This is a genomic window from Comamonas sp. A23, from assembly GCF_004522605.1.
In the GTDB taxonomy this organism is placed as follows: domain Bacteria; phylum Pseudomonadota; class Gammaproteobacteria; order Burkholderiales; family Burkholderiaceae_C; genus Comamonas; species Comamonas thiooxydans.
Genome location: NZ_RSDT01000003.1, coordinates 629,085 through 649,408, shown reverse-complemented (window position 1 = coordinate 649,408; position 20,324 = coordinate 629,085). Strand labels below are relative to the sequence as shown.

Genomic DNA, 20,324 nt, shown 5'->3' with positions numbered 1-20,324 from the left:
TGTCTCTATTTTCAGAACAATAAGTTGCGAAACAAGGGGTTTTTCTCGCAATTAGATCGTCCTAAAGTACGACTCATGGACTTGCAGCCGACCGACGATATCCGTCAGGACTGCAGGCCCGATGTACCCAAAGGACGAATCATGAAATACGCCAACCGCCTCGCCATCGTTGCCACCCTGGCCATGTCCGCCGCCGCTGCACAGGCCGCAGGCTTTGACTTCACCGGCGATCACTACCCTCCCGAAGTTGCATCACAGTCCACCCTGACCCGTGCCCAGGTCAAGGCCCAGGTGCAGGACGCCATGGCCAGGGGTCAGCTGCAGCCCGTTGGCGATGCCTATCTGCCTCTGTCCCAGCAACAGCAATCCAGCAACCTCAGCCGTGAGCAAGTGCGCCAGGAAACCATTGCCGCTGGCAAGGCCGGTTTGCTGGACAACTATGGCGAATGACGGCTTCTGCGCAGCACCCTGCTGTGCAAGGTGCTGCTCAATAACAAAGCCCCAAGGCCGATGCCAAGGGGCTTTTTTCATGGCTTGAAAATTACGCCGCGAATCAGGCCGCAGCACCAAAGCTGCGCGCCAGCGACTCGGCCACGCACACAGGCTTGTCGCTGCCCTCGCGCTCCACCGTCACCAGCCAGGTCATCTGGATGCCGGCCGGCTCGATGCGCTCCGCCGCCTGCAATGTCATGCGGGCCCGCAAGCGGCTGTTGACGGGAACCGGGGCCATGAAGCGCACACGGTTGAGCCCGTAGTTCACTCCCATCTTGGCGCCTTCGATCTTGAAAGTGCCTTCGAAAAACTGAGGCAGCAGGGACAGCGTGAGAAAGCCATGGGCAATCGGTGCGCCGAACGGCCCCTGGGCTGCGCGCTCGGGATCGGTATGAATCCATTGCTGATCGCCCGTGGCATCGGCAAACATTTGAATCTGGGCCTGTGTGATGGTGATCCAGTCGCTGACGGCGACTTCCTGCCCAATCGAGGCCAGCACTTCGGAGTAGGAGCGAAAGGTTTTCATGCCCCCAATGTAGAAGCCCCCTGCCCTGCGCCATGTCTGACGCGGGACAAGGGGCTTACCCTAGATTATTCGATCAAATATGCCGCTGGCTCAATCTATTCATACGCTTGCAGCTATGTTTTTTAAAGCGGATCAGGCTTCACCGGAGCGCTGCACAAAGAACAGCCCCGTGCCCACCGCCATCAGCAGGCCGCCGAACACGCGGTTCTGGTTGCGCATGGCGCGTGCGCTGCGCATCAGGCCGCGCAAGGCGCTGGCGCCTGCGGCATAGCTGTGCATCACCGTGGTATCCACGGCCAGCATGGTCACGGCCAGAATCGCCAGTTGAGGGGCCAGAGGACGGCTGGTGGTCATGAACTGGGGCAGCACCGCCACCATGAAGATGATGCCCTTGGGATTGGTGGCATTGGTCAAAAAGCCCGTCAGTACGCGCTTTTTGAGACTGGCCTCGGGCACGGCCTCTTGCGTTGCCAGCGGCGAGCCACCGGAGCGCCACTGGCTGATGCCCAGATAGATGAGATAGCCGGCGCCCACGATCTTGACGGCATTGAAGGCCCATTCGGATGCCATGAGCAGCGAGCCCACGCCGGCCCCGGCTATCAGCAAGATGAGCAGCAACCCGAGCTGCAGACCCATGATGGTGGCGCTGGTCTTGCGCACGCCGTAGGACAGACCATGACTCATGGACAGCACGGCCCCCGAGCCCGGCGAGACCGCAATGATCCAGGAGGCCACAAAAAAAGCAAACCAGGTGTGCAGATCCATACTCACTCCAAACGCCGATCTAAAGCGCCAGTCACAAAGCGCTTATCTTAAAAGTTGCGCGGTCAACTTGCAGACGCATGGTTGACCAGGCGCTATAAGCAGCAGGTAATCATTCGTCCCATTTTTCTTTCTGTCAAAAATCTGACGCCTGACTGCGGGTGCCAAAATGGAATCTCTCTAGGGTTAACACCACATAACATTCCCATGGAACACGGCTCTCCCATCTGGCTGACTTACGGCTTCATCTATCTTACGGCGGCAGTTCTAGCCGTCCCCATCGCCAGAGCCCTGGGCCTGGGAGCCATCATCGGCTACCTGGGCGCCGGCATTGCCATGGGCCCCTGGGGTTTTGGTCTGGTGCGCAATGTGGACGACATCCTGCACTTTGCCGAATTTGGCGTGGTGCTGATGCTGTTCGTGATCGGACTTGAGCTGCAGCCCAAGCGCCTCTGGGAGCTGCGGCGACCGATCTTCGGCTGGGGCATGGCACAAATGGCGGTCTGCACCGGCATTCTGTTTCTGGCCGCATGGGCCTTTGGTCTGTCCTGGCGCGTCAGCCTGATTGCGGGCATGGGCCTAGCCCTGTCGTCCACCGCTGTCTGCCTGCAGATCATGGCCGAGCGCAATCTGATGCGTACTCCCAGCGGACAGGCCGCTTTCTCCATCCTGTTGTTCCAGGACGTGGCGGCCATCCCCATCCTGGCGCTGATTCCGATTCTCGGCGCTTACAAGGCCGCTCATGCCAGCCACGGCGACAGCCATGTCTGGCTGGCCATTCTCAAGACCGTGGGTACGATTGGCGCCGTCATCATCGGAGGCCGATTACTGCTGCAACCGCTGCTGCGCTGGATTGCGCGCAGCAAGACCCCCGAGATATTCACCGCCACTTCCTTGTTGTTGGTCGTAGGCATTGCCATGCTGATGACACAGGTGGGCCTGTCCATGGCGCTGGGCGCCTTCCTGGCCGGCGTGCTGCTGGCCGACAGCGAATACCGCAGCGAGCTGGAAACCAATATCGAGCCGTTCAAAGGGCTGCTGCTGGGCCTGTTCTTCATGGCCGTGGGCATGAGCATTGACTTTGGCGTCATCCTCCAGTCTCCCTGGGCCATGGCCGCCATGGTGACGGGCTTTATTGCACTGAAGGCAGTGATGATCTTCGGCTTGGCCAAATTCATGCAGATTCCCTGGCGCGAACGCCCGGTGTTCACGCTGATGCTGGCACAAGGCGGGGAATTCGCCTTTGTGGTGTTCCAGACAGCCGCGCAGTACAAGGTGTTTCGCCACAGCGTCTCGTCCATGCTGGTCGCAGCGGTGGCGCTGTCCATGCTGCTGGGCCCGCTGCTGCTGGTGCTGCTGGACAAACTGCTGCTGCGCCGCTTTTCCACCATCAAGGATGAGGAATGCGGCTCCGACAAGGCCAAAGAGATCTCCGAGCCTCAGGACTCGCCCATCATCATTGCCGGCTTCGGCCGCTACGGCCAGATCGTGGCTCGCGTGTTGCTGGCCCAGGGCATACGCCCGACCATCCTGGACCATAGCGTGGAAATGCTGGAGGCCGCGCAGATCTATGGCCACCGGGTGTTTTACGGCGATGCCACTCGCATGGATCTGCTGCGCATTGCAGGCGCAGCCAAGGCTCATGTGCTGGTGATTGCCGTCGACACTCCCGAGCAGTCCCTCAAGATAGCCAGCCAGGTACGCAAGCATTTCCCCAACCTGGAGATCGTGGCCCGCACCCGGGATCTCAATCACTGGTTCCAACTGCGCGACCTGGGTGTGGAGCATGCCCAGCGTGAAGTGTTCGAGTCCAGCCTGATCTCGGCCCAGTCGGTGCTGGAGCTGTTAGGTCAGAGTCCGGCCGAGGCCAAACGCATCACGGCACGCTTCAGAGAGCACAATCTGGCACTGGCCGAGCGCATGTACCCGCATTACAAGGACAAGAACCAGCTGATTGCGGTGGCCAAGCAGGGCCGCCAGCAACTGGTGGAGCAAATGGCCAAGGAACGTGCCGATCTCCTGGCTGGCAACGCCGAGGCAGAGGATACGCCCCAGGCCAGCGAGCAAGACCACAGTCCGGCTGATGCCCGACAGCCGTGATACGCTGCGCGCCATCATGTTCAACCCCAGTCAAGCCGACGTAAGGCGATTTTTTTGCGGTGTGCGCGCCAAGATGATCAGCGGCGCGCCCATGGAGGCCATCGAGACACTGGCCAGCCTGTGGATAGACGAGCACCCCGAGTATTTCGATGAGCTCTCCGACATGGATGCCGCCGTGGCGCGCAACTATGACTCAGAGCCCGAGCGCACCAACCCGTTTCTGCATCTGTCCATGCATCTGTCCATCAGCGAGCAGTGCAGCGTGGACTCGCCACGCGGCATCCGCCAGGCGGTTGAGTTGCTGGCCAAGAAGCGTGATCTGCATGACGCCCATCACGCCGCCATGGAATGCCTGGGCCAGATGCTCTGGGAAAGCCAGCGCTCGGGACGCCCGCCCGATGGCGAAGCCTATGTCGCCGGAGTGCAGCGTCTGGCCACCACCGACGGCAGTTTTAAAAGTACCCCCTGATGCGCTGCGCAGCCTCCGGTGGGAGATGACACACTCGCGGCAGGATGGCTCCAGCTCTGCCCCCCAAGCCCTGGGGACCGGCCCCCTGAGCTGCATCCCGTTGAGAAAAAGCAAAAGCCCGTCTTCACGGGCTTTTGCTTTTTCTGAAACAAGGTCTATTTCTGGCCCAAGCGGAAGTGCGGCTGCGCCACCACCTGCATCTCGCTGTCCAGGCTACCGATGTACTTGGCGAGCTGCTGCAGCTCGTCGTTCTTGAACTGCTTGGCAATGCCGGCCATCACGCCATTGCTGCGCCCGATGAGCGGATTGCCATCGGTTTTATATGACTGCAAGGCGCGGAAAACATAGTCCGAATACTGCCCTGCCACCTTGGGATAGGACGGGTCAATCGGCTTTGAAAAGCCTTCACCGTGACAGGAGAAGCAGGCGCCTTTTTGCAGCAGCGCCGTGACAGCAGGGTTCGCCTCCTTGGCCTTGCCGTCCTTGGCCTTGCCATGACCTGCATAGAAGGCCGCCACATCGGCCATGTCCTGCTCGCTCAGCGAGTCGGCAATGCCACGCATGGTGGGGTGTTTTCGTTCGCCTTTCTTATAGGCATTCAGGGCCGAGACGATATAGGCCTCGTTCTGCCCGCCGATCATCGGCACCTTGTAAACCTCAGGGAAGCTGGCCTGATAACCGGTGATGCCATGACAGCCTATGCACATGGCGATCTTGCCTTCGCCAGCCTTTGCATCGCCCTTGACAGCCTGGGCGTTTGCCGCGCCGGTCACTGATGCGACAACTACTGCCAATACCGTGGTCCAAGTTTTTATCATTTTGCGCGCACAATCCTTCAAGAGTTCAGACGGGTGCTCAAATGCCTTGCTGCAGTGCAAACGATTATGGCAGTGAGAATTTCGCACGCTTATCAATACTTACGCTGATACCGCCCATGAAGTTTCAAGGTTCCGACAAATACGTGGCCACGCAAGATCTGATGCTGGCCGTCAACGCTGCCGCTACCCTGCAGCGCCCTCTGCTCATCAAGGGCGAGCCCGGCACGGGCAAGACCATGCTGGCCGAGGAAGTGGCCCAGGCGCTGGACATGCCGCTGTTGCAGTGGCATATCAAGTCCACCACCAAAGCCCAGCAAGGCCTGTATGAGTACGACGCCGTGAGCCGCCTGCGCGATTCGCAGCTGGGAGACGAGCGCGTCAAGGACATTCACAACTACATCGTCAAGGGCGTGCTCTGGCAGGCCTTCACGGCGGAGCGCCCCGTGGCCCTGCTGATCGACGAGATCGACAAGGCTGACATCGAGTTCCCCAACGACTTGCTGCGCGAAATCGATCGCATGGAGTTCTATTGCTACGAGACGCACGAGATGATCCGCGCCAAACACCGCCCCCTGGTGTTCATCACCTCGAACAACGAAAAAGAGCTGCCTGACGCATTTTTGCGCCGCTGCTTCTTCCACTACATCAAGTTCCCCGATGCCGACACCATGCGCCAGATCGTGAACGTGCATTTTCCCAAGCTGCAGGGTGAGTTGCTGAATGCCGCCATGAAGGTCTTCTACGATGTGCGCAATCTGCCCGGCCTCAAGAAAAAGCCTTCGACCAGCGAGCTGATCGACTGGCTCAAGCTGCTGGTCGCCGAGGAAATTCCTGCATCGGCCCTGCAATCCGAGGAAGGCAAGGTCAGCGTACCTCCCCTGGTTGGCGCGCTGCTCAAGAACGAACAGGATATGAGCCTGTTTGAAAAGCTGGTCTTCATGAATCAGCGCAACCGCTAACCGTCCTTAAGAACCGAGGAGACACAGCCCATGAGCACCGCACAACAACTGCTGCTGGAAGGCGGCTCCGACGCCATCGGCTTTGTGGGCGGCGCCCTGCTGGGCTGGGGCCTGTCCCATGTGCTGGGCCTTGACCTGTTTGCCCAGGGCTATGGTGCGGGCAGCATTGCCGCCATTGCCATGGTGGGGCTGGGCGGAGGCCTGGGGCTCAAGCTGGCCCGACTCTGGCGCAGCAAGCGCAATCCACTTTGAGTGAGCAAGCCATGACTTTTGTAGAACCTGTGACCTTGCGCGACCGCGGTGTGCGACTGGAGCCGCTGGATCTGAGCCATGAGCCTGGACTGGCAGCGGCCGCTGCCGATGGAGAGCTGTGGAAGATTCGAGTGACTTCCGTGCCCGAGCCTGGCGAGGTGCGCAGCTATATCGAGGCCGCGCTGCTGGGCCGCGACCAGGGCCACCGCTTTGCGTTCGCCGTGCTCGACGATGCCAGCGGCAAGGTGCTGGGCACGACCAGTTATCACGACATCGTGCCGGCCATTCGCCGTGTGGAGATTGGCTACACCTGGTATGCCAAAAGCGTGCAGCGCACTCATGTCAACACTTCGGCCAAGCTGCTGCTGCTGGCCCATGCCTTCGGTACGCTGGGCTGCCATGTGGTGGGCTGGCGCACGGACAACTTCAACTTCGCCAGCCAGCGCGCCATCGAGCGCCTAGGTGCCAAGAAAGATGGCGTGATTCGCGGCCATGCGCTGCGCCGCGACGGCACGATTCGCGACACCGTGATGTACAGCATGCGCAGCGGCGAATGGCCTGAAGCCCGTGCACAACTGCTCTATCTTCTGGAGCAGCATGCACCCGCTACATAAGCGCTGGAGACATTTTTCATGCTGATCGACTTCTTCTACACCCTGCGTGCCGCCAAACTGCCTGTGTCGGTCAAGGAGTTTCTGGCCCTGCTGGAGGCACTGGACGCGGGCATCATCGGCCCCAAGAGCGAGGATCGCTGGAGCCTGGACGATTTCTATCACCTGGGCCGAACCATTCTGGTCAAGGACGAGAAGCACTACGACAAGTACGACCGCGCTTTTTCCGCCTATTTCAAGGGGGTTGAGATGCTGGCCGACTTGACCAAGGAAATTCCGCAGGACTGGTTGCAAAAGCTTCTGGAGCGCGAGCTCAGCCCCGAGGACAAGGCCAAGATCGAAGCCATGGGCTGGGACGAGCTGATGGAGACGCTCAAGAAGCGCCTGGAGGAGCAAAAGGAGCGCCACGAGGGCGGTAACAAATGGATAGGGACGGGCGGCACCAGCCCCTTCGGCCACGGCGGCTACAACCCGGCTGGCATACGCATTGGCGGGCCGGGCCGCAACAAGAGTGCCGTCAAGGTCTGGGAGCAGCGAGCCTACCGCGACTATGACGATACCCAGGAACTGGGCACGCGCAATATCAAGGTCGCGCTGCGCCGCCTGCGCAAGTTTGCGCGCCAGGGCAGCGAACTGGAACTGGATCTGCCGGACACCATCCGCTCCACGGCAGCCAATGCGGGTTATCTCGACATCAAGATGATTCCCGAGCGGCATAACAATGTGAAAGTGCTGCTGCTCATGGACGTGGGCGGCACCATGGACGAGCATATCCAGCGCGTGGAGGAGCTTTTCTCGGCCGTGAAGAGCGAACTCAAGCATCTGGAGTTCTATTACTTCCACAACTGTGTCTACGACTTCATGTGGAAGAACAACCGCCGCCGTTTTGCCGAGAAATTCCCGACCTGGGACATCATTCGCAAGTACAACAAGGACTACAAGCTGATCTTTGTCGGCGATGCGACCATGAGCCCCTATGAAATCCTGCAGCCCGGCGGCTCGGTCGAGTACATGAACGAGGAACCCGGTGCCGAGTGGCTGCAGCGCCTGACGAACGCCTTCCCGCACTTTGCCTGGATCAACCCCGAACCTCAGGGCGTATGGCAGTACCGCCAGAGCATCAGCATCATCCAGCAGTTGATGGGGGACCGCATGTACCCTTTGTCGCTCAAAGGCTTGGAAGACGCCATGCGCATGCTGTCAAAATAGGGGCATGCCCCAGACCTTGCCCTTGAAAAAGCCGGCCTTGAGGCCGGCTTTGCTTTTGGGAGCCGCCTTGCTCCTCAGCGGCTGCAGCCTGCTTTCCCCCAAAGACAAAGAAGCCGAAGCCATGGGCATCGACACCAGTGGTCCCCCCGCCTTCACGCTGGAAGTCGATGCCCCAAAACAAGTCCGTGCGCTGCTGGAGCAGCATCTTGAACTCAAGCGTTTTCGCCACCAGCCCGATCTGCAGCGCCGCGAGCTGACGCGCCTGCTGGGCGCGACCGATGCCAACGTACGCGAGCTGATAGGCACCTTGGGCTATTTCAGCCCCACGGTGACCGTGGAGCTGACCGATACCCCCGAGGAAGAAGCACCGCGCAAAGTGGTGGTCAAGGTCGATCCGGGCCCGCCCACCATCATTGAAAAATCCGAGGTGCGCTTTACCGGCGTCAATGCCAGCGACGAGCTGGGAACCTCGCAGCGCCTGCAGATCGAGGAAACCTGGCCGCTGCAGGCTGGCGAGCAATTCTCGCAATCGGCCTGGAGCAGCGCCAAGAGCGGTGGTCTCAAGGAGCTGCAAAAGCGCCGTTATCCGCTGGCCCGCATAGATACCAGTCTCGCCGATGTGGACGCCGACACCAACAAGGCCCAGGTGAGCGTGAGTTACGACCCCGGCCCGGCCTATACATTCGGTCCGCTGCAGATCGATGGTGCCGAGCGCTACGACCCGGTGCGCACGGCCCGTATTGCGCGCCTTCCGGAAGGAAGGGAATATGACTTGCAAAGCATGCTCGATGCGCAGCAGCGCCTGGTCAGCAGCGGCTATTACGACTCGGTATTTCTTTCGCTGGCCGATTCGCCACAACAGGCCGCTACCGAAGCTGAGCGCGACGAGCAGCGCAAGAATCAGGGTGCAGCCATCACCTCGCCCGTGATTGCCAAGGTGCGCGAGGCCAAGCTGCAGAAATGGGTGTTCGGTGTGGGTCTGAGTACGGACACCGGACCTCGTCTGTCCATCGATCACACTTACAACAAGGTTCCTGGTCTGAACTGGCGCGCCGTCAGCAAGCTGCAGCTGGACAAGAAGAACCCGCTGATTTCCACTCAGTTGGTCGGCCTTCCTGGTGAAGACCTCTGGCGCTGGTTTGCCAGCGGCAAGCTAGAGCGTGCACCTGCTGGCGACTTCTACACCAACAGTGCGCAGATGCGCTTTGGCCGCTCCAAGGCAGAAGACCGCATAGAGCGCAATTTGTACCTGCAGTACGACTACGCCAAGACCCAGGGAGCAGGTGCTCCGCCCGGCGCCTCCTCGCTGCTGGCCAACTATGGCTGGACGGCCCGCTATTTCGACAACAACCTACTGCCTACCTCGGGCTTCGGTCTGGCCCTGGAAGCCGGTGCCGGCACCACGCTGACACCGCAGCGTTCGCCGTTCGGGCGCCTCACGGGCCGCTGGCTCAGCCTGATCCCGCTGGGCGAGCGCGATGAGGAAACCAGGCGCCACAGCCGTCTGCAGATCAAGGCCGGAGTCGGCGCCGTCATGGCCAAGAAAGATGTGGATCTGCCCACCACCATCATGTTTCTGACCGGCGGTGACAACACGGTGCGCGGCTATGGCTATCAGTCGATTGGCGCACGCACCGACAACGGCCGCGTGATTGCGGGTCGCTATCTGGCCATGGGCAGCGTGGAATGGCAGCGGCCCATCACCATCAAGGGCAATACGCAGGACTTCGAGCACGCCGTTTTCATCGATGCCGGCACCGTGGGCGATGACATCAACCGCCTCTACACCCGCGTCGGTTTTGGCACCGGCATTCGCTGGAAAAGCCCGGTCGGCCCAATTCAAGCAGATCTCGCCTGGGGCGCACAGGAGCAGCAGCTGCGCCTGCACCTGCGTCTGGGCTTCACGTTTTAAGCATGGCAGAACAAAACACCTCCCCTCCCGCCAAGGCCTCCTCTTCGCCTCTCAAACGCCGCCGCTGGCTACGCGCGCTGGTCTGGACCTTTGCAGCGACCCTGCTCGCCCTGGTGCTTGCGCTTGGCAGCCTGCTGTGGTGGATTGGCAGGGACGACTCGCTCAACCAGACGCTGCAGCGTGTGGCCGGCTGGATGCCCGCAGACCAGTCCCTGGTCGCCAAAGAGGTCACGGGCAGTGTCAAGAACGGCGGCCGTATCGGCTGGCTGCAATGGCAAAGCCCGACCATGAAGGTCGAGGTCAGGGAAGCTCAGATCGGCTGGCAGTTCAGGCCTTTGCTGTTGTCCCGTACGCTCAAGCTGGGCGAAATCCATATCGCAGAGTTGCGCATTGCCAGCACCCCCGACCCCGACCAACCCGCCAGTGAACCACTGCAGTCGCTGACCCTGCCGGTGAAAATAGAGCTGCCCTTCAGGATCGATCAGATCATCTGGCAAGGCCCGCCTGAGGCCGTGGTTCAGGACCTCCACGGCCGCTATGAATACACGGGCACAGACCATGAACTCAAGGTCAGCAGCCTGCGCTTTGCCCAGGGTGCCTATCAGGCCCAGCTGAAGCTGCAGGGCGCGGCCCCCATGGCCTTGCAAGCAGAAGCAACAGGCGATGTGCAAGTGCCCAATCCGCTGGACAAAAGCGCTGACGCCCTCAACACCATAGCCGTGCAGGCCAAGGTGACGGCCGAAGGCACGTTGGCCACCGAAGCGGCCAGGCTGGCAATCAAGGCCAATGCCAGCGCTGAAGCATCGACCCCTGACCCGGTAACTCAAGACCCGCAGGCAACCGAGCCGAAGCGGGAGAAGAGCGGGAGGCCGTCCGAAGCAGCAACGGCAGAGGTGGGCACCATGCAGGCCGATGTGGAGGCCAGCATCATGCCCTGGCGCAGCCAGCCGCTGCTGGCAGCCAAGGCCAGACTCCACAATCTCGATGTCTCGGCCTTCTGGCCTCAAGGGCCACGCACCCTGTTGACCGGCCAATTGCAGGCTGGCCCCAACGAAACGGTAGCTCCAGCTACGAACCTGGAGGCTCAGCCCTGGAACCTGAACACCCGTTTCAGCAACGCACTGCCCGGCCCCTGGGACAAGCAGCGCCTGCCCGTGACCGAGCTGACAGCCCGAATCGATTTCGATGGCCAGCAATGGCAGGTGGATGACTCCCGTATCCAGATCGGCAAGGGCCATATCGCACTCGGCGGTCAGTTCACTCCGAGTACCCGGTTGTTCGAAGGCCTGGCCACGGTGGAACAGCTCAACCCGGCCGATCTCTACAGCACGCTGGAAGCCTCGCCCTTGCAGGGCCGGATCAGTGCCAAGGCCGTACAGGCCGATGTCGACAGCAGCGATCCAGCAGCCAGCAAGATAGTGTTTGACGCCAGCCTGCAGGCGGCCGGCGGCAAGCGCGACAGCCGGGCACTGCGCATTCAGACCTTGGCTGCCAGCGGCCAGTGGCAGGCTCCGCTGCTGCAGTTGGAAAAGCTGCAGCTACAAGCCCTGCAGGCCAGCGTCGATGCCAGGTCCGTGGAGTTCAATACCGAAACTCAGCAGGCCAAGGCTCAACTCAAGGCCGTTGCTCCCGGTGCGCAACTGAGCATCGAAGGGCAGATGGGCCCCGCCAGCGGCGCTGTCCAAAGCCAGCTGCAGCTCGGCTCCATGAGCACGCTCACGCAATGGCTGCGCAAGCTGCCGGGCGTCAAGGACCCACTGAGCGGTGCGCAGCTTGATGGCAGCGCAGATTTGCAACTGGCCCTGAAGGGCGGTTGGGAAAACCTGCTCAAGCGCATGAGCGCCGCCCATGGCGCGGCCATTCCCGCCAGTGGCTTGCAGATTCAGGCCAAGCTGCGAGCCGAGAAAATTCGCTATCTGCCCGCCGGCACTGCAGCCGAGCAGAGCGCCGTCCTGCCTGCGCTGGCATTGAGCATTGACGGCAGCCCTGAAAATGCCAGGGTCGGTCTGACCGCGCAGGCCCAGCAGGCTGGCAAGAGCATACAGCTCGACACTACTTTGCAGGCCGGCCTCACAGGCGGCAAGGCCATGGCACCGCCGGACTGGCAGGCCAGTCTGGAAAAGCTGCAGGCCCAGTTCACACCCGACAAGAACAAGCCCGGCCCCTGGGTCGTGCAGCTTCAGCCCGGTGCCCCCGTCCAGATCCAACAGCGCACCAGCGGCAGCACGGTGCTGAGCACCGCCTATCAGTTCAGCGCCGGCAAGTTGCAGATTACGCCTCCAAAACTGAGCCTCAGGCGTACCAGCAGCGAGCCACTGCCTCCCGCCCAGCTGACATGGGAGGCGAGTTCCGTCACCCGTGCCGGCAGCGGCCAATGGGGTGTGCGCAGCGCAGGGCAGGCCCTTGGAATTCCGCTGGCCTGGGTCGATGCCTTCAGCCTGGGCGATGACGATCCGCCACTGGAAGCCGCTGGGATTTCCGGCGACTTGAGCTTCAACGCGCGCTGGAACCTGGACACTCTGGGCAAGGATCTCAAGGCCGATCTCACGGTCGAGCGCGCCGCAGGCGATCTGCGGCTGGCGGTGGACGATGGCTCCAGCACCACCGTCATCCAGACTACCGGCCCCACCGCCACACGCGCCGGCGGCACGCGCACGCGCCAGATCGGCGGCGCAGGCATGCGCTCGCGCATCAAGGACATGCGCCTCAACGTGCAGGCCCAGGGCAGCCAGGTCAACGCCAAACTGCTTTGGGACAGCGAGCGCGCAGGCAAGCTCAACGCCGACCTGCGCACCCAGCTCAGCTACCAGCAAGACGGCTGGACGCTACCCGCCACAGCGCCTCTGTCCGGTCAGCTGCACGCCAATATGCCAGATATGGGGCTGTGGTCATTGTTTGCGCCACCAGGCTGGCGCATTCAGGGCAGCTTGGCGGCGGATGCCAGCATCAGCGGCACCTTGCAGGACCCAAAGTGGCAGGGCGATATCAAGGCCGATGGGCTCAACATCGTGTCCTTGCTCGATGGCGTGGACCTGCGCGACGGCATTCTGCGCGCCAAGCTGCAAGGCACCAGACTGGACATCACCGAACTGCGCCTCAAGGGCGGCAAGGGCAGCCAGGCGCGCATTTTGGGCTATAGCGGCAATCTGACCCGAGCTCCTGAAGACGGTGGCCAGCTTACCGGCTCGGGCTATGCCCAGTTCACACCATCGGGTACGGGGGCTGAATCGGGCCTGAGCATGAATCTGCAGGCCAAGGCCAGCAAGCTGCAAGTCCTGGTGCGTGCCGACCGTCAGGTCAGCGTCTCCGGCGATCTGCAGGCCCGGCTGGAGCAAGGCCAGTTCACGCTGCGCGGCGACCTGACGGTCGACAGAGCCTCCATCATCCTGCCCGAGGAATCCGCGCCATCGCTGGACAAGGATGTGGTGGTGCGCTCGGCGGCATCGCGCAAGGCCGAAGAGGAGGAGCGCCGGCGTAGCGAACAACAGGCCCGCAAGGAGCAGGCCCGCGCCACGCCACGCAAGGTGCCAGACATTCTCGTCAAGCTCGACATGGGACGTGACTTTGCGCTGCAAGGCTTTGGCATAACCACGCGACTGCTGGGTCAGCTTGAAGTGCGAGGCGCCAGCTACATCGGCGGCCCGCCCAGCGTGACCGGAGAAATCCGTACCGAGCAAGGCCGCTACCGCGCCTGGGGACAGTCGCTGAATGTGGAAACCGGGCTGATCCGCTTCAATGGCCCCTACAACAACCCCTCGCTGGACATACTGGCGCTGCGCCCGAATATTGCCGTCAAGGCCGGTGTGCAGGTGCTGGGCACGGCCAGTGCGCCACGCGTGCTGCTGTACTCGGACCCTGCCCTGCCCGACGCGGAAAAGCTCTCCTGGGTAGTCATGGGCCGCGACCCTGCCTCCGGCGGGGCCAGCAGCGCCCTGCTTCAGCAGGCCGCCATGGCCTTGCTGGCTGGCGGCAACAGTTCCAGCGGCAAGATTGCGGGCAGCCTGGGGCTCGATGAAGTCGGTTTCAAGGGAGGCGGGGACGGTACGGATGCAGCAGGCGCTGCGCTGACCATGGGCAAGCGCATCTCGGACAAGCTCTACCTGACCTACGAGCAGAGCCTGTCGGGAGCCATGGGCATTATCTATATCTTCTACGACCTGTCGCGCAGCGTCACCTTGCGCGCCCAGACCGGCATGACCAGCGCCATGGATATCGTCTATACCGTTCGCAAGGACTAAGCATGAGAACTGCCTTCATCCCATTTCTGGCATGCGATAGAAGCCATCAATTCTGCTATGCCACGCAACCGCACTGCGCTTGAGCAAGCCGCGGGCAAGCTGATACTCCGCATCCAGCAGGAATGGATGCTGGAGCTGGGCGAGCCCGCGGCCGCAGACAGCGAGCAGGTCATGAACCGCGCTCATGACCTGCTGCAGGCCGCATCGGCCCGCCGGCCTGGCCTCGGGCTGCAGCAGCAGTCGATCGAAGAATTTCTGGGCAGGCAATGGCTGCACGGCCATCCTGGCGTGCAGCCATTCGTCAATGATCTGGCGGCGCTGGTGCAGCCCTGATCCACCGCTTCATCCATGCAGGCCGCCCACGCCTGCAGCCCGGCCCTATTTGACGTAGGAACGCAGCACCTTTACGACCAGCTCCAGGTCCTGTTCACGCTGCTCGGCCGTCGCGGCCTCGGCGCCCAGATGCTCGCGCACATGGCCTTCTAGCAGCTCCAGCATCAAACCATTGACGGCCCCGCGCACAGCCGCCAGTTGCTGCAGCACCACGGCACATTCCTGCCCCTCTTCCAGAGCCCGCTCCAGTGCCTGCGTCTGCCCCTTGATGCGGCGAATGCGCGCGAGCAACGGTTTTTGATTCGAAACGGTATGCGACATATGCAGGAATTGTAGTCCTCCTGCCGGCATGGAAAATATACTGGGGTAGAGTATATAAAAACAAGCCAATCATGACCGCATACACCGCCTCCCCCCTTACCCGGCAACACTCCCACAACTTTGACCAAGGCAATCCGCTGGGCGAAAAAAATGCCAAGCTGGCCATGCTGCTGACGCTGGCCATGATGGTGCTGGAAATCACCGCCGGCTATTACTTCAATTCCATGGCCCTGCTGGCAGACGGCTGGCATATGAGTTCACATGCGCTGGCGTTGGGCCTGTCCGTCAGCGCCTATGCCGCTGCGCGAAAGCTGGCCAATGACAGACGTTTCAGCTTCGGTACCTGGAAGATAGAAATCCTGGCAGGCTACACCAGCGCCATCTGCCTGCTGCTGGTTGCAGGCCTGATGGCTTTTGAATCCATACAACGCCTGCTCTCGCCTGCCGCCATTCACTATCAGCAAGCCATAGGCGTGGCAACTCTTGGCCTGCTGGTCAACCTGGTCTGTGCCTGGCTGCTCAAGGACGGACACCACCATCACCACGGCCATGAGTCTCACCACGATCATCACCATGGACACGACCATGCGCATGGCGACCTGAACCTGCGCTCCGCCTATCTGCACGTAATTGCAGACGCAGCCACATCAGTCATGGCCATCGCAGCGTTGCTGGGCGGCATGCTCCTGGGCTTTGCCTGGCTGGATTCGGTCATGGGCCTGGCCGGCTCCGTGATGGTGGCAATGTGGGCCTTGGGCTTGCTGCGCGATAGCAGCCGCGTGTTGCTCGATGCCGAAATGGATGCCCCCGTCGTGCAAGAGGTACGTGATGCCATCGCGCAAGGTCCGCAACCCGTCACCATCACAGACCTGCATGTCTGGCGCGTGGGCAAGAACCACCATGCCTGCATCATCGCAGTCGAGGGCGCTGCCACGGTCACACCCGACTACATCCGCCGGTTGCTGTCGGTACACGAAGAACTCACCCACGTCTCTGTCGAAGTCAACAGTACAGAGCTGACATAAATAAGTCGGTTGGAATCCACAGGCTCGCAACACGGGTAGAATCCAGCGTCCCTCCCCGTAGTTCAATGGATAGAACGGTCGCCTCCTAAGCGACAGATACAGGTTCGATTCCTGTCGGGGGGACCAAATTCAAGGCCGCGAAGGTGCATAACCTTCCGGCCTTTTTCTTTTTCCCCTCTGTAGACCTCAATTTGAAGTGCGCCGAAGTCCACAGGAATGTGCCGCAATAAGAGGACTTCTGGGGACACATTTGAGGGTACATTTTTAGAAATTGGGGGTGCATTTCAGATGCCCCCAGTTTTGCCCCCTGGCTTCGTCCCCCCTCGTCACCCAACCCTTGCCCCCGTCGGCGTGAATATCGACCAGCCCTTCTCTGGCGCTGGCATATGAGTCATGCTTTTCGTCGCAGGCAACCAGACAGCATCAGGAACGCAGGCCGCTCAATGCAGAATGCCCATACGCATGCGAGCTTCGTAATCAAGCCTTGGCACTCGGCTTGAAGAGATGGATGGTTTCGCCGCGGGCAAGCATCTCCACCAACTGAGCGATGCGTCTGGCGCGCGTCTCGGCCCTCGCAGCTGTCTGGATACGCCACAGTATCGCGTAGCGATTGGAGGCATTGATACTTGCAAAGAAGGTCTTGGCCGCCGGCTCGGCCTCCAGTGCAGCCTGCAAATCCTCGGGCACCGTGGACGTACGCGCACTGTCGTAGGCCCGCGCCCAGCGCCCGTCAGCCTTGGCCGCCTCTATCTGAGCCTGACCCGGGGCCTGCATGCGGCCCGCTTCAATGAGTGCCTGTACCTTGTTGACATTGATTCTCGACCAGACACTTCGCGCGCGCCTCGGCGTGAAGCGCTGAAGATAGTGTTGATCGTCAAGACTTTTCTTCTGCCCATCGATCCAGCCCCAACACAGCGCAATCTCCACCGCTTCGGGGTAGGTGACACTGGGCTCATTGGAGCCTCGCTTGGCGATCTTGAGCCAAAGGCCTTCAGAAGTAGCGTGATTCTTCTTCAGCCAGGCCTCGAAGGCGTTGGCGCTCTTGAACAGGGTTGGTGCAAGTTCAAGCGGGATGATGGATTTGACAGTAGGCATCATCTGGACCTATGCGGCATTAACATCAGCGCGATTCGTGGCATAGAGGCAGGAACCTGGTTGATGGTGGGGTAAGACAAGTTTAACCAGAGCTCCCAACTTATGGCAGTCGCAAAATGCCCCATGACTCGCCCCCAGACCAGGGGCTTGAGCGATCACCACAACTGCGCAAGCAATCCTGTCAGCCCTGCCGCCATAATGACGTAGATGACATTGATCTTGAAGCGGAGCAACGCGATGCCTGCTGCCAGACCAATGGCAATCGACGGCCACTCTATGTGTCCTGCGAAGCCGTGGGGCCAAACTACATGGTAGGCAAAGAAGACCGCCAGATTCAGGATGACACCCACGACCGCAGCGGTGATTCCGACCAATGGCGCAGTGAATTTCAGATTGCCGTGGGTGGACTCGATAAAGGGACCACCCAGGAAAATGAAAAAGAACGACGGCAGAAAAGTGAAGAAGGTCACGATCACTGCAGCGACGACTCCAGCGAGCAGCAGCGAATCCACACCGAAGATCGCTTTTGTCCAGCCGCCCACAAAAGCCACAAAGGACACCACCATGATGAGAGGGCCCGGAGTGGTCTCCCCCAAAGCGAGACCATCGATCATTTGTGTTGCAGTCAACCAATGGAAGTTCTCCACCGCGCCTTGGTAAACATAGGGAAGCACCGCATATGCGCCACCAAAAGTCATCAGCGCAGCCTTGGTGAAGAACCATCCCATTTGTACCAGCGGCGATTCCAGACCAAACGCCGTGGCGAGCACGCCCATTGCGATGCCCCACAGCGTCAGGCAGACCAGCGACACCCTCCAGAATCCTCGCCAGGAAAATTGTGCATGCGGCGGAGTTGGAGTGTCGTCATCGATCAATGCGGCCCCGACTGGCTGACGCGCATTGCTTTTTTCATGGCTGGAGCCACCAAAGGCCTCGGGTCGCAATTTGCCACCGATGAAACCGATGGCTGCAGCCGCAATGACGATGAGCGGAAACGGAACATTGAGCGCGAAAATGGCGACAAACGCAGCAGCCGCAATGCCCCAATGCCAGCTGCTCTTGAGCGACCTGGAGCCCACTCGGTAGGCTGCCTGTGCCACAAGCGCCGTCACAGCAGGCTTGATGCCATAGAAAATGCCCGCAATGACCGGCATGTCCCCGTGGGCCATATACAGCCAGGCCAGAGCCATGATGATGAACAGCGATGGCAGGACAAAAAGAACCCCTGCCAAAATGCCACCCCATGTCCGGTGCAGCAGCCATCCCAGATACGTTGCAAGCTGTTGAGCCTCGGGCCCCGGCAGCAACATGCAGTAGTTAAGGGCGTGGAGAAATCGCTTCTCGGAAATCCATCGACGGCGGTCTACAAGCTCCTCATGCATGAGTGCAATCTGACCTGCGGGACCGCCAAAGCTGATGAATCCAAGCTTCAACCAGAAGCGCAGCGCTTCTGAAAGCGAAAGAGAGGCTGGCGCAACCGGGTCGGTAGGCCTGGGTAAAGCGGTGTCCATAAAAGCTCCATAGAGAATATCCAGCTCTTGGACGGGACACCGTCTACCCTTGCGGGACGGGAGGCTGCTTTCCCGATACAGGAATTCTAGCCCAGTCGCCTGAGCTCTCATGCACGCCGAAGACAAAGTCTGCAGCTACCGAGAGCAGCGCCAGCACATGGAGCAGAGCCGTACTTGCTGTGCACCACAAGGACATGCATCTCAGCCCTCAACGCCCAGAGCTCCTTCGCGGCAGCTCACTCGCGCAGACGAAGGCATCGAGCGCCGGAATTTTCCCTCTTGAAGCACGCCGCAGCTTGGATCACTAGAACCGCATCATCGAGGAGCTGCTTTGAATATTCAGGCCGCTTCCACAATCGACGAGACATCCAGCACATACATCTGGCGCTGGCTCTCATGCACCGAGTCAATGCATACCTGCTTGCCATCACGGCTCCAACGTGGATGCAGGTCACAGCGGTTTTCCTTGCTCAGTTCCGGAGTGGCATAGAAGCTGCCGAGATTGTGGCGCTCGCCAGTCTGCATGTCGAAAAGGAACAGAAAGCGCTCGTGTGTCCTGTCGTCGGGATAGGTGTCACTCAGCATCCAGCGGGTACTCACCGGCGAGAACGTCATATGGCCGTTTTCCACCAGTACATCGCGACCAATCACTTGCACCTCGCCTCCTTCAACGTCGTGATAGAGGTGGTAGTGAATTTCGCCGGCATGTGGCCCCCAGACAATGATGTGCTCGTTGTCCTGCCACAAGGGATGAGAGATCTGGTATTGCGACTTTTCATAGTCAAACGTGCCTACGGCACTGGGGTCGAAGTCGTCAGCCAGCTGCGGCAGCGGATGATCGGAGCACTCCAGCAAGCGCATGTCCGAACCGTCCGGGTTCATGGTGATCAGGCGATGCAGAAAGCAGGTCTCATCCTTCACACGTTCTGTCCATCGATGCAAAAACAGGATGCGCGAAGAAGCCGGGTTGATCTCGATATGGCTGACCCAGTGGATGGCCTTGTCCATCGACGACACATGATGGAATGCCTTGAGTTGCTCATAGCTGACCAACAACCGGGAATCACCTTTCGCCAGCTCCATGCACCAGATGCCGTCATCTGCGGGCGCCAGAGGCAATTCAAAAGGCTGGCCCGGCTCGCTGTAACCAATGGTCTCGTGCGTGATGTACAGGCGCCGGTAGTTGACCGACAGCGCCCAGGCACTGCTGGGTGCAACCACATACACGGGCATGGGCAGAACTCGGCGCTCTTGCGTATCCACATCCACCACCACGGCGCCAAAGCCCGGGTAACGGGCTGACATATCGCCCGTGCGATCGTTATAGATCAGCTTGCGGCCCGGTGCGCCGTCTAGCCACTGCAGCTGGCTGCCCATCTGGAAGTTCCAGGCACCGGTTTCGCCCACTGCGTGAAAGCGGTCACCGTCCTGAGTGTCGAAATAGCCAATCGTGGCCTTGACCTCTGGCGTCAGGTAAATGTCCATCCAGGGCGTTTGCTGGGCTGCCAGCAGGCGATTGCCTTTGTCCCAGTTGGACTTATTGTAATAGCCGAAGAAATGATGAAGGCTGCCGTCACCCACGCGCCGGCAGGGAGCAAAAGAAGAATGAGAAGAGGTCGTCATTGGATATCAAGCAGTAGCGTCGCAGCGACTGGCTGCGACTCGAAAGCGATGCAGGGCATGAAGAAGCC

At 60.7% G+C, this 20,324-nt stretch carries 18 protein-coding genes and 1 tRNA gene; 12 read left to right on the top strand and 7 right to left on the bottom strand.

The features are described 5' to 3' along the window. Window positions 1-75 precede the first annotated feature (75 nt). Window positions 76-450, top strand: a complete 375-nt coding sequence (locus EIC84_RS11215; protein WP_003071263.1) for a DUF4148 domain-containing protein — start codon at window positions 76-78, stop codon at window positions 448-450. 103 nt (window positions 451-553) lie between these two features. Here EIC84_RS11215 and EIC84_RS11210 read toward each other — a convergent pair whose 3' ends face one another. Both EIC84_RS11210 and EIC84_RS11205 read right to left on the bottom strand, forming a co-directional pair. Continuing rightward, window positions 554-1,018, bottom strand: a complete 465-nt coding sequence (locus EIC84_RS11210) for a MaoC family dehydratase (RefSeq protein WP_003071260.1) — start codon at window positions 1,016-1,018, stop codon at window positions 554-556. A 132-nt stretch (window positions 1,019-1,150) separates the two neighbouring features. After that, window positions 1,151-1,783 carry a LysE family transporter gene (locus tag EIC84_RS11205; RefSeq protein ID WP_003071257.1) on the bottom strand — a complete coding sequence of 211 codons (633 nt, stop codon included), beginning with the start codon at window positions 1,781-1,783 and terminating at the stop codon, window positions 1,151-1,153. Window positions 1,784-1,987: 204 nt separating this feature from the next. Here EIC84_RS11205 and kefC point away from each other — a divergent pair, with 204 nt between their 5' ends. Both kefC and EIC84_RS11195 read left to right on the top strand, forming a co-directional pair. Next, on the top strand, window positions 1,988-3,880 hold the full coding sequence (gene kefC / locus EIC84_RS11200; protein WP_003071254.1) for a glutathione-regulated potassium-efflux system protein KefC: 1,893 nt from the start codon (window positions 1,988-1,990) through the stop codon (window positions 3,878-3,880). Window positions 3,881-3,896: 16 nt separating this feature from the next. After that, window positions 3,897-4,349, top strand: coding sequence for a DUF1841 family protein (locus EIC84_RS11195; RefSeq protein ID WP_034353992.1), 453 nt, complete (start codon window positions 3,897-3,899; stop codon window positions 4,347-4,349). 155 nt (window positions 4,350-4,504) lie between these two features. Here the strand turns inward: EIC84_RS11195 and EIC84_RS11190 are convergent, their stop codons facing one another. Continuing rightward, window positions 4,505-5,167, bottom strand: coding sequence for a cytochrome c (locus EIC84_RS11190; protein WP_034363567.1), 663 nt, complete (start codon window positions 5,165-5,167; stop codon window positions 4,505-4,507). Between the two features lie 116 nt (window positions 5,168-5,283). Here EIC84_RS11190 and EIC84_RS11185 point away from each other — a divergent pair, with 116 nt between their 5' ends. From EIC84_RS11185 to EIC84_RS11155, 7 genes are all read left to right on the top strand, one after another. Next, a complete protein-coding gene (locus tag EIC84_RS11185; RefSeq protein WP_003071243.1) occupies window positions 5,284-6,126 on the top strand; it encodes a MoxR family ATPase in 843 nt (280 codons plus the stop codon). 30 nt (window positions 6,127-6,156) lie between these two features. Beyond that, window positions 6,157-6,378, top strand: coding sequence for a hypothetical protein (locus EIC84_RS11180; RefSeq protein ID WP_003071240.1), 222 nt, complete (start codon window positions 6,157-6,159; stop codon window positions 6,376-6,378). Window positions 6,379-6,389: 11 nt separating this feature from the next. Continuing rightward, entirely contained in the window at window positions 6,390-6,992 is a 603-nt protein-coding gene (locus EIC84_RS11175; RefSeq protein WP_003071238.1) for a GNAT family N-acetyltransferase, read from the top strand. Window positions 6,993-7,010: 18 nt separating this feature from the next. Beyond that, the gene (locus tag EIC84_RS11170) at window positions 7,011-8,198 is read left to right on the top strand and encodes a VWA domain-containing protein (RefSeq protein ID WP_003071236.1); all 1,188 of its coding nucleotides are present in this window, start codon (window positions 7,011-7,013) and stop codon (window positions 8,196-8,198) included. Between the two features lie 121 nt (window positions 8,199-8,319). Then, complete coding sequence (locus EIC84_RS11165; protein ID WP_003071232.1) at window positions 8,320-10,110, top strand: autotransporter assembly complex family protein; 1,791 nt, start codon at window positions 8,320-8,322, stop codon at window positions 10,108-10,110. Between the two features lie 2 nt (window positions 10,111-10,112). Continuing rightward, window positions 10,113-14,348 (top strand): translocation/assembly module TamB domain-containing protein, encoded by a 4,236-nt coding sequence (locus EIC84_RS11160; protein ID WP_003071230.1) that lies wholly within the window; start codon window positions 10,113-10,115, stop codon window positions 14,346-14,348. Window positions 14,349-14,405: 57 nt separating this feature from the next. Then, window positions 14,406-14,681: a hypothetical protein gene (locus tag EIC84_RS11155; RefSeq protein WP_003071227.1), complete on the top strand. Its 276-nt coding sequence runs from the start codon at window positions 14,406-14,408 to the stop codon at window positions 14,679-14,681. A gap of 45 nt (window positions 14,682-14,726) precedes the next feature. Here the strand turns inward: EIC84_RS11155 and EIC84_RS11150 are convergent, their stop codons facing one another. Further along, window positions 14,727-15,002, bottom strand: a complete 276-nt coding sequence (locus EIC84_RS11150) for a metal/formaldehyde-sensitive transcriptional repressor (protein WP_003071225.1) — start codon at window positions 15,000-15,002, stop codon at window positions 14,727-14,729. A 71-nt stretch (window positions 15,003-15,073) separates the two neighbouring features. On the opposite strand from EIC84_RS11150, the gene dmeF reads away from it, so the two are divergent. Next, the gene (gene dmeF, locus EIC84_RS11145) at window positions 15,074-16,027 is read left to right on the top strand and encodes a CDF family Co(II)/Ni(II) efflux transporter DmeF (protein ID WP_134737312.1); all 954 of its coding nucleotides are present in this window, start codon (window positions 15,074-15,076) and stop codon (window positions 16,025-16,027) included. Window positions 16,028-16,078: 51 nt separating this feature from the next. After that, window positions 16,079-16,153 (top strand) — tRNA-Arg (locus EIC84_RS11140). Window positions 16,154-16,504: 351 nt separating this feature from the next. Here EIC84_RS11140 and EIC84_RS11135 read toward each other — a convergent pair. The 3 genes from EIC84_RS11135 to EIC84_RS11125 all read right to left on the bottom strand — a co-directional run bounded on the left by EIC84_RS11135 (window position 16,505) and on the right by EIC84_RS11125 (window position 20,256). Continuing rightward, window positions 16,505-17,125, bottom strand: a complete 621-nt coding sequence (locus EIC84_RS11135; RefSeq protein WP_003071219.1) for a YdeI family protein — start codon at window positions 17,123-17,125, stop codon at window positions 16,505-16,507. 152 nt (window positions 17,126-17,277) lie between these two features. Next, on the bottom strand, window positions 17,278-18,633 hold the full coding sequence (gene chrA, locus EIC84_RS11130) for a chromate efflux transporter (RefSeq protein ID WP_034363559.1): 1,356 nt from the start codon (window positions 18,631-18,633) through the stop codon (window positions 17,278-17,280). Window positions 18,634-18,972: 339 nt separating this feature from the next. After that, a complete protein-coding gene (locus EIC84_RS11125; RefSeq protein WP_003071211.1) occupies window positions 18,973-20,256 on the bottom strand; it encodes a hypothetical protein in 1,284 nt (427 codons plus the stop codon). Between the last annotated feature and the right edge of the window lie 68 nt (window positions 20,257-20,324).

Coding starts and splice junctions, on each gene's coding strand:
- EIC84_RS11205 (WP_003071257.1), bottom strand. CDS start 1,783: ATGGATCTGCACACCTGGTTTGCTTTTTTTGTGGCCTCCTGGATCATT.
- EIC84_RS11170 (WP_003071236.1), top strand. CDS start 7,011: ATGCTGATCGACTTCTTCTACACCCTGCGTGCCGCCAAACTGCCTGTG.
- EIC84_RS11150 (WP_003071225.1), bottom strand. CDS start 15,002: ATGTCGCATACCGTTTCGAATCAAAAACCGTTGCTCGCGCGCATTCGC.
- EIC84_RS11160 (WP_003071230.1), top strand. CDS start 10,113: ATGGCAGAACAAAACACCTCCCCTCCCGCCAAGGCCTCCTCTTCGCCT.
- EIC84_RS11165 (WP_003071232.1), top strand. CDS start 8,320: ATGGGCATCGACACCAGTGGTCCCCCCGCCTTCACGCTGGAAGTCGAT.
- EIC84_RS11135 (WP_003071219.1), bottom strand. CDS start 17,125: ATGATGCCTACTGTCAAATCCATCATCCCGCTTGAACTTGCACCAACC.
- EIC84_RS11195 (WP_034353992.1), top strand. CDS start 3,897: ATGTTCAACCCCAGTCAAGCCGACGTAAGGCGATTTTTTTGCGGTGTG.
- EIC84_RS11185 (WP_003071243.1), top strand. CDS start 5,284: ATGAAGTTTCAAGGTTCCGACAAATACGTGGCCACGCAAGATCTGATG.
- dmeF (WP_134737312.1), top strand. CDS start 15,074: ATGACCGCATACACCGCCTCCCCCCTTACCCGGCAACACTCCCACAAC.
- EIC84_RS11155 (WP_003071227.1), top strand. CDS start 14,406: ATGCCACGCAACCGCACTGCGCTTGAGCAAGCCGCGGGCAAGCTGATA.
- EIC84_RS11180 (WP_003071240.1), top strand. CDS start 6,157: ATGAGCACCGCACAACAACTGCTGCTGGAAGGCGGCTCCGACGCCATC.
- EIC84_RS11175 (WP_003071238.1), top strand. CDS start 6,390: ATGACTTTTGTAGAACCTGTGACCTTGCGCGACCGCGGTGTGCGACTG.
- EIC84_RS11125 (WP_003071211.1), bottom strand. CDS start 20,256: ATGACGACCTCTTCTCATTCTTCTTTTGCTCCCTGCCGGCGCGTGGGT.
- kefC (WP_003071254.1), top strand. CDS start 1,988: ATGGAACACGGCTCTCCCATCTGGCTGACTTACGGCTTCATCTATCTT.
- EIC84_RS11210 (WP_003071260.1), bottom strand. CDS start 1,018: ATGAAAACCTTTCGCTCCTACTCCGAAGTGCTGGCCTCGATTGGGCAG.
- EIC84_RS11215 (WP_003071263.1), top strand. CDS start 76: ATGGACTTGCAGCCGACCGACGATATCCGTCAGGACTGCAGGCCCGAT.
- chrA (WP_034363559.1), bottom strand. CDS start 18,633: ATGGACACCGCTTTACCCAGGCCTACCGACCCGGTTGCGCCAGCCTCT.
- EIC84_RS11190 (WP_034363567.1), bottom strand. CDS start 5,167: ATGATAAAAACTTGGACCACGGTATTGGCAGTAGTTGTCGCATCAGTG.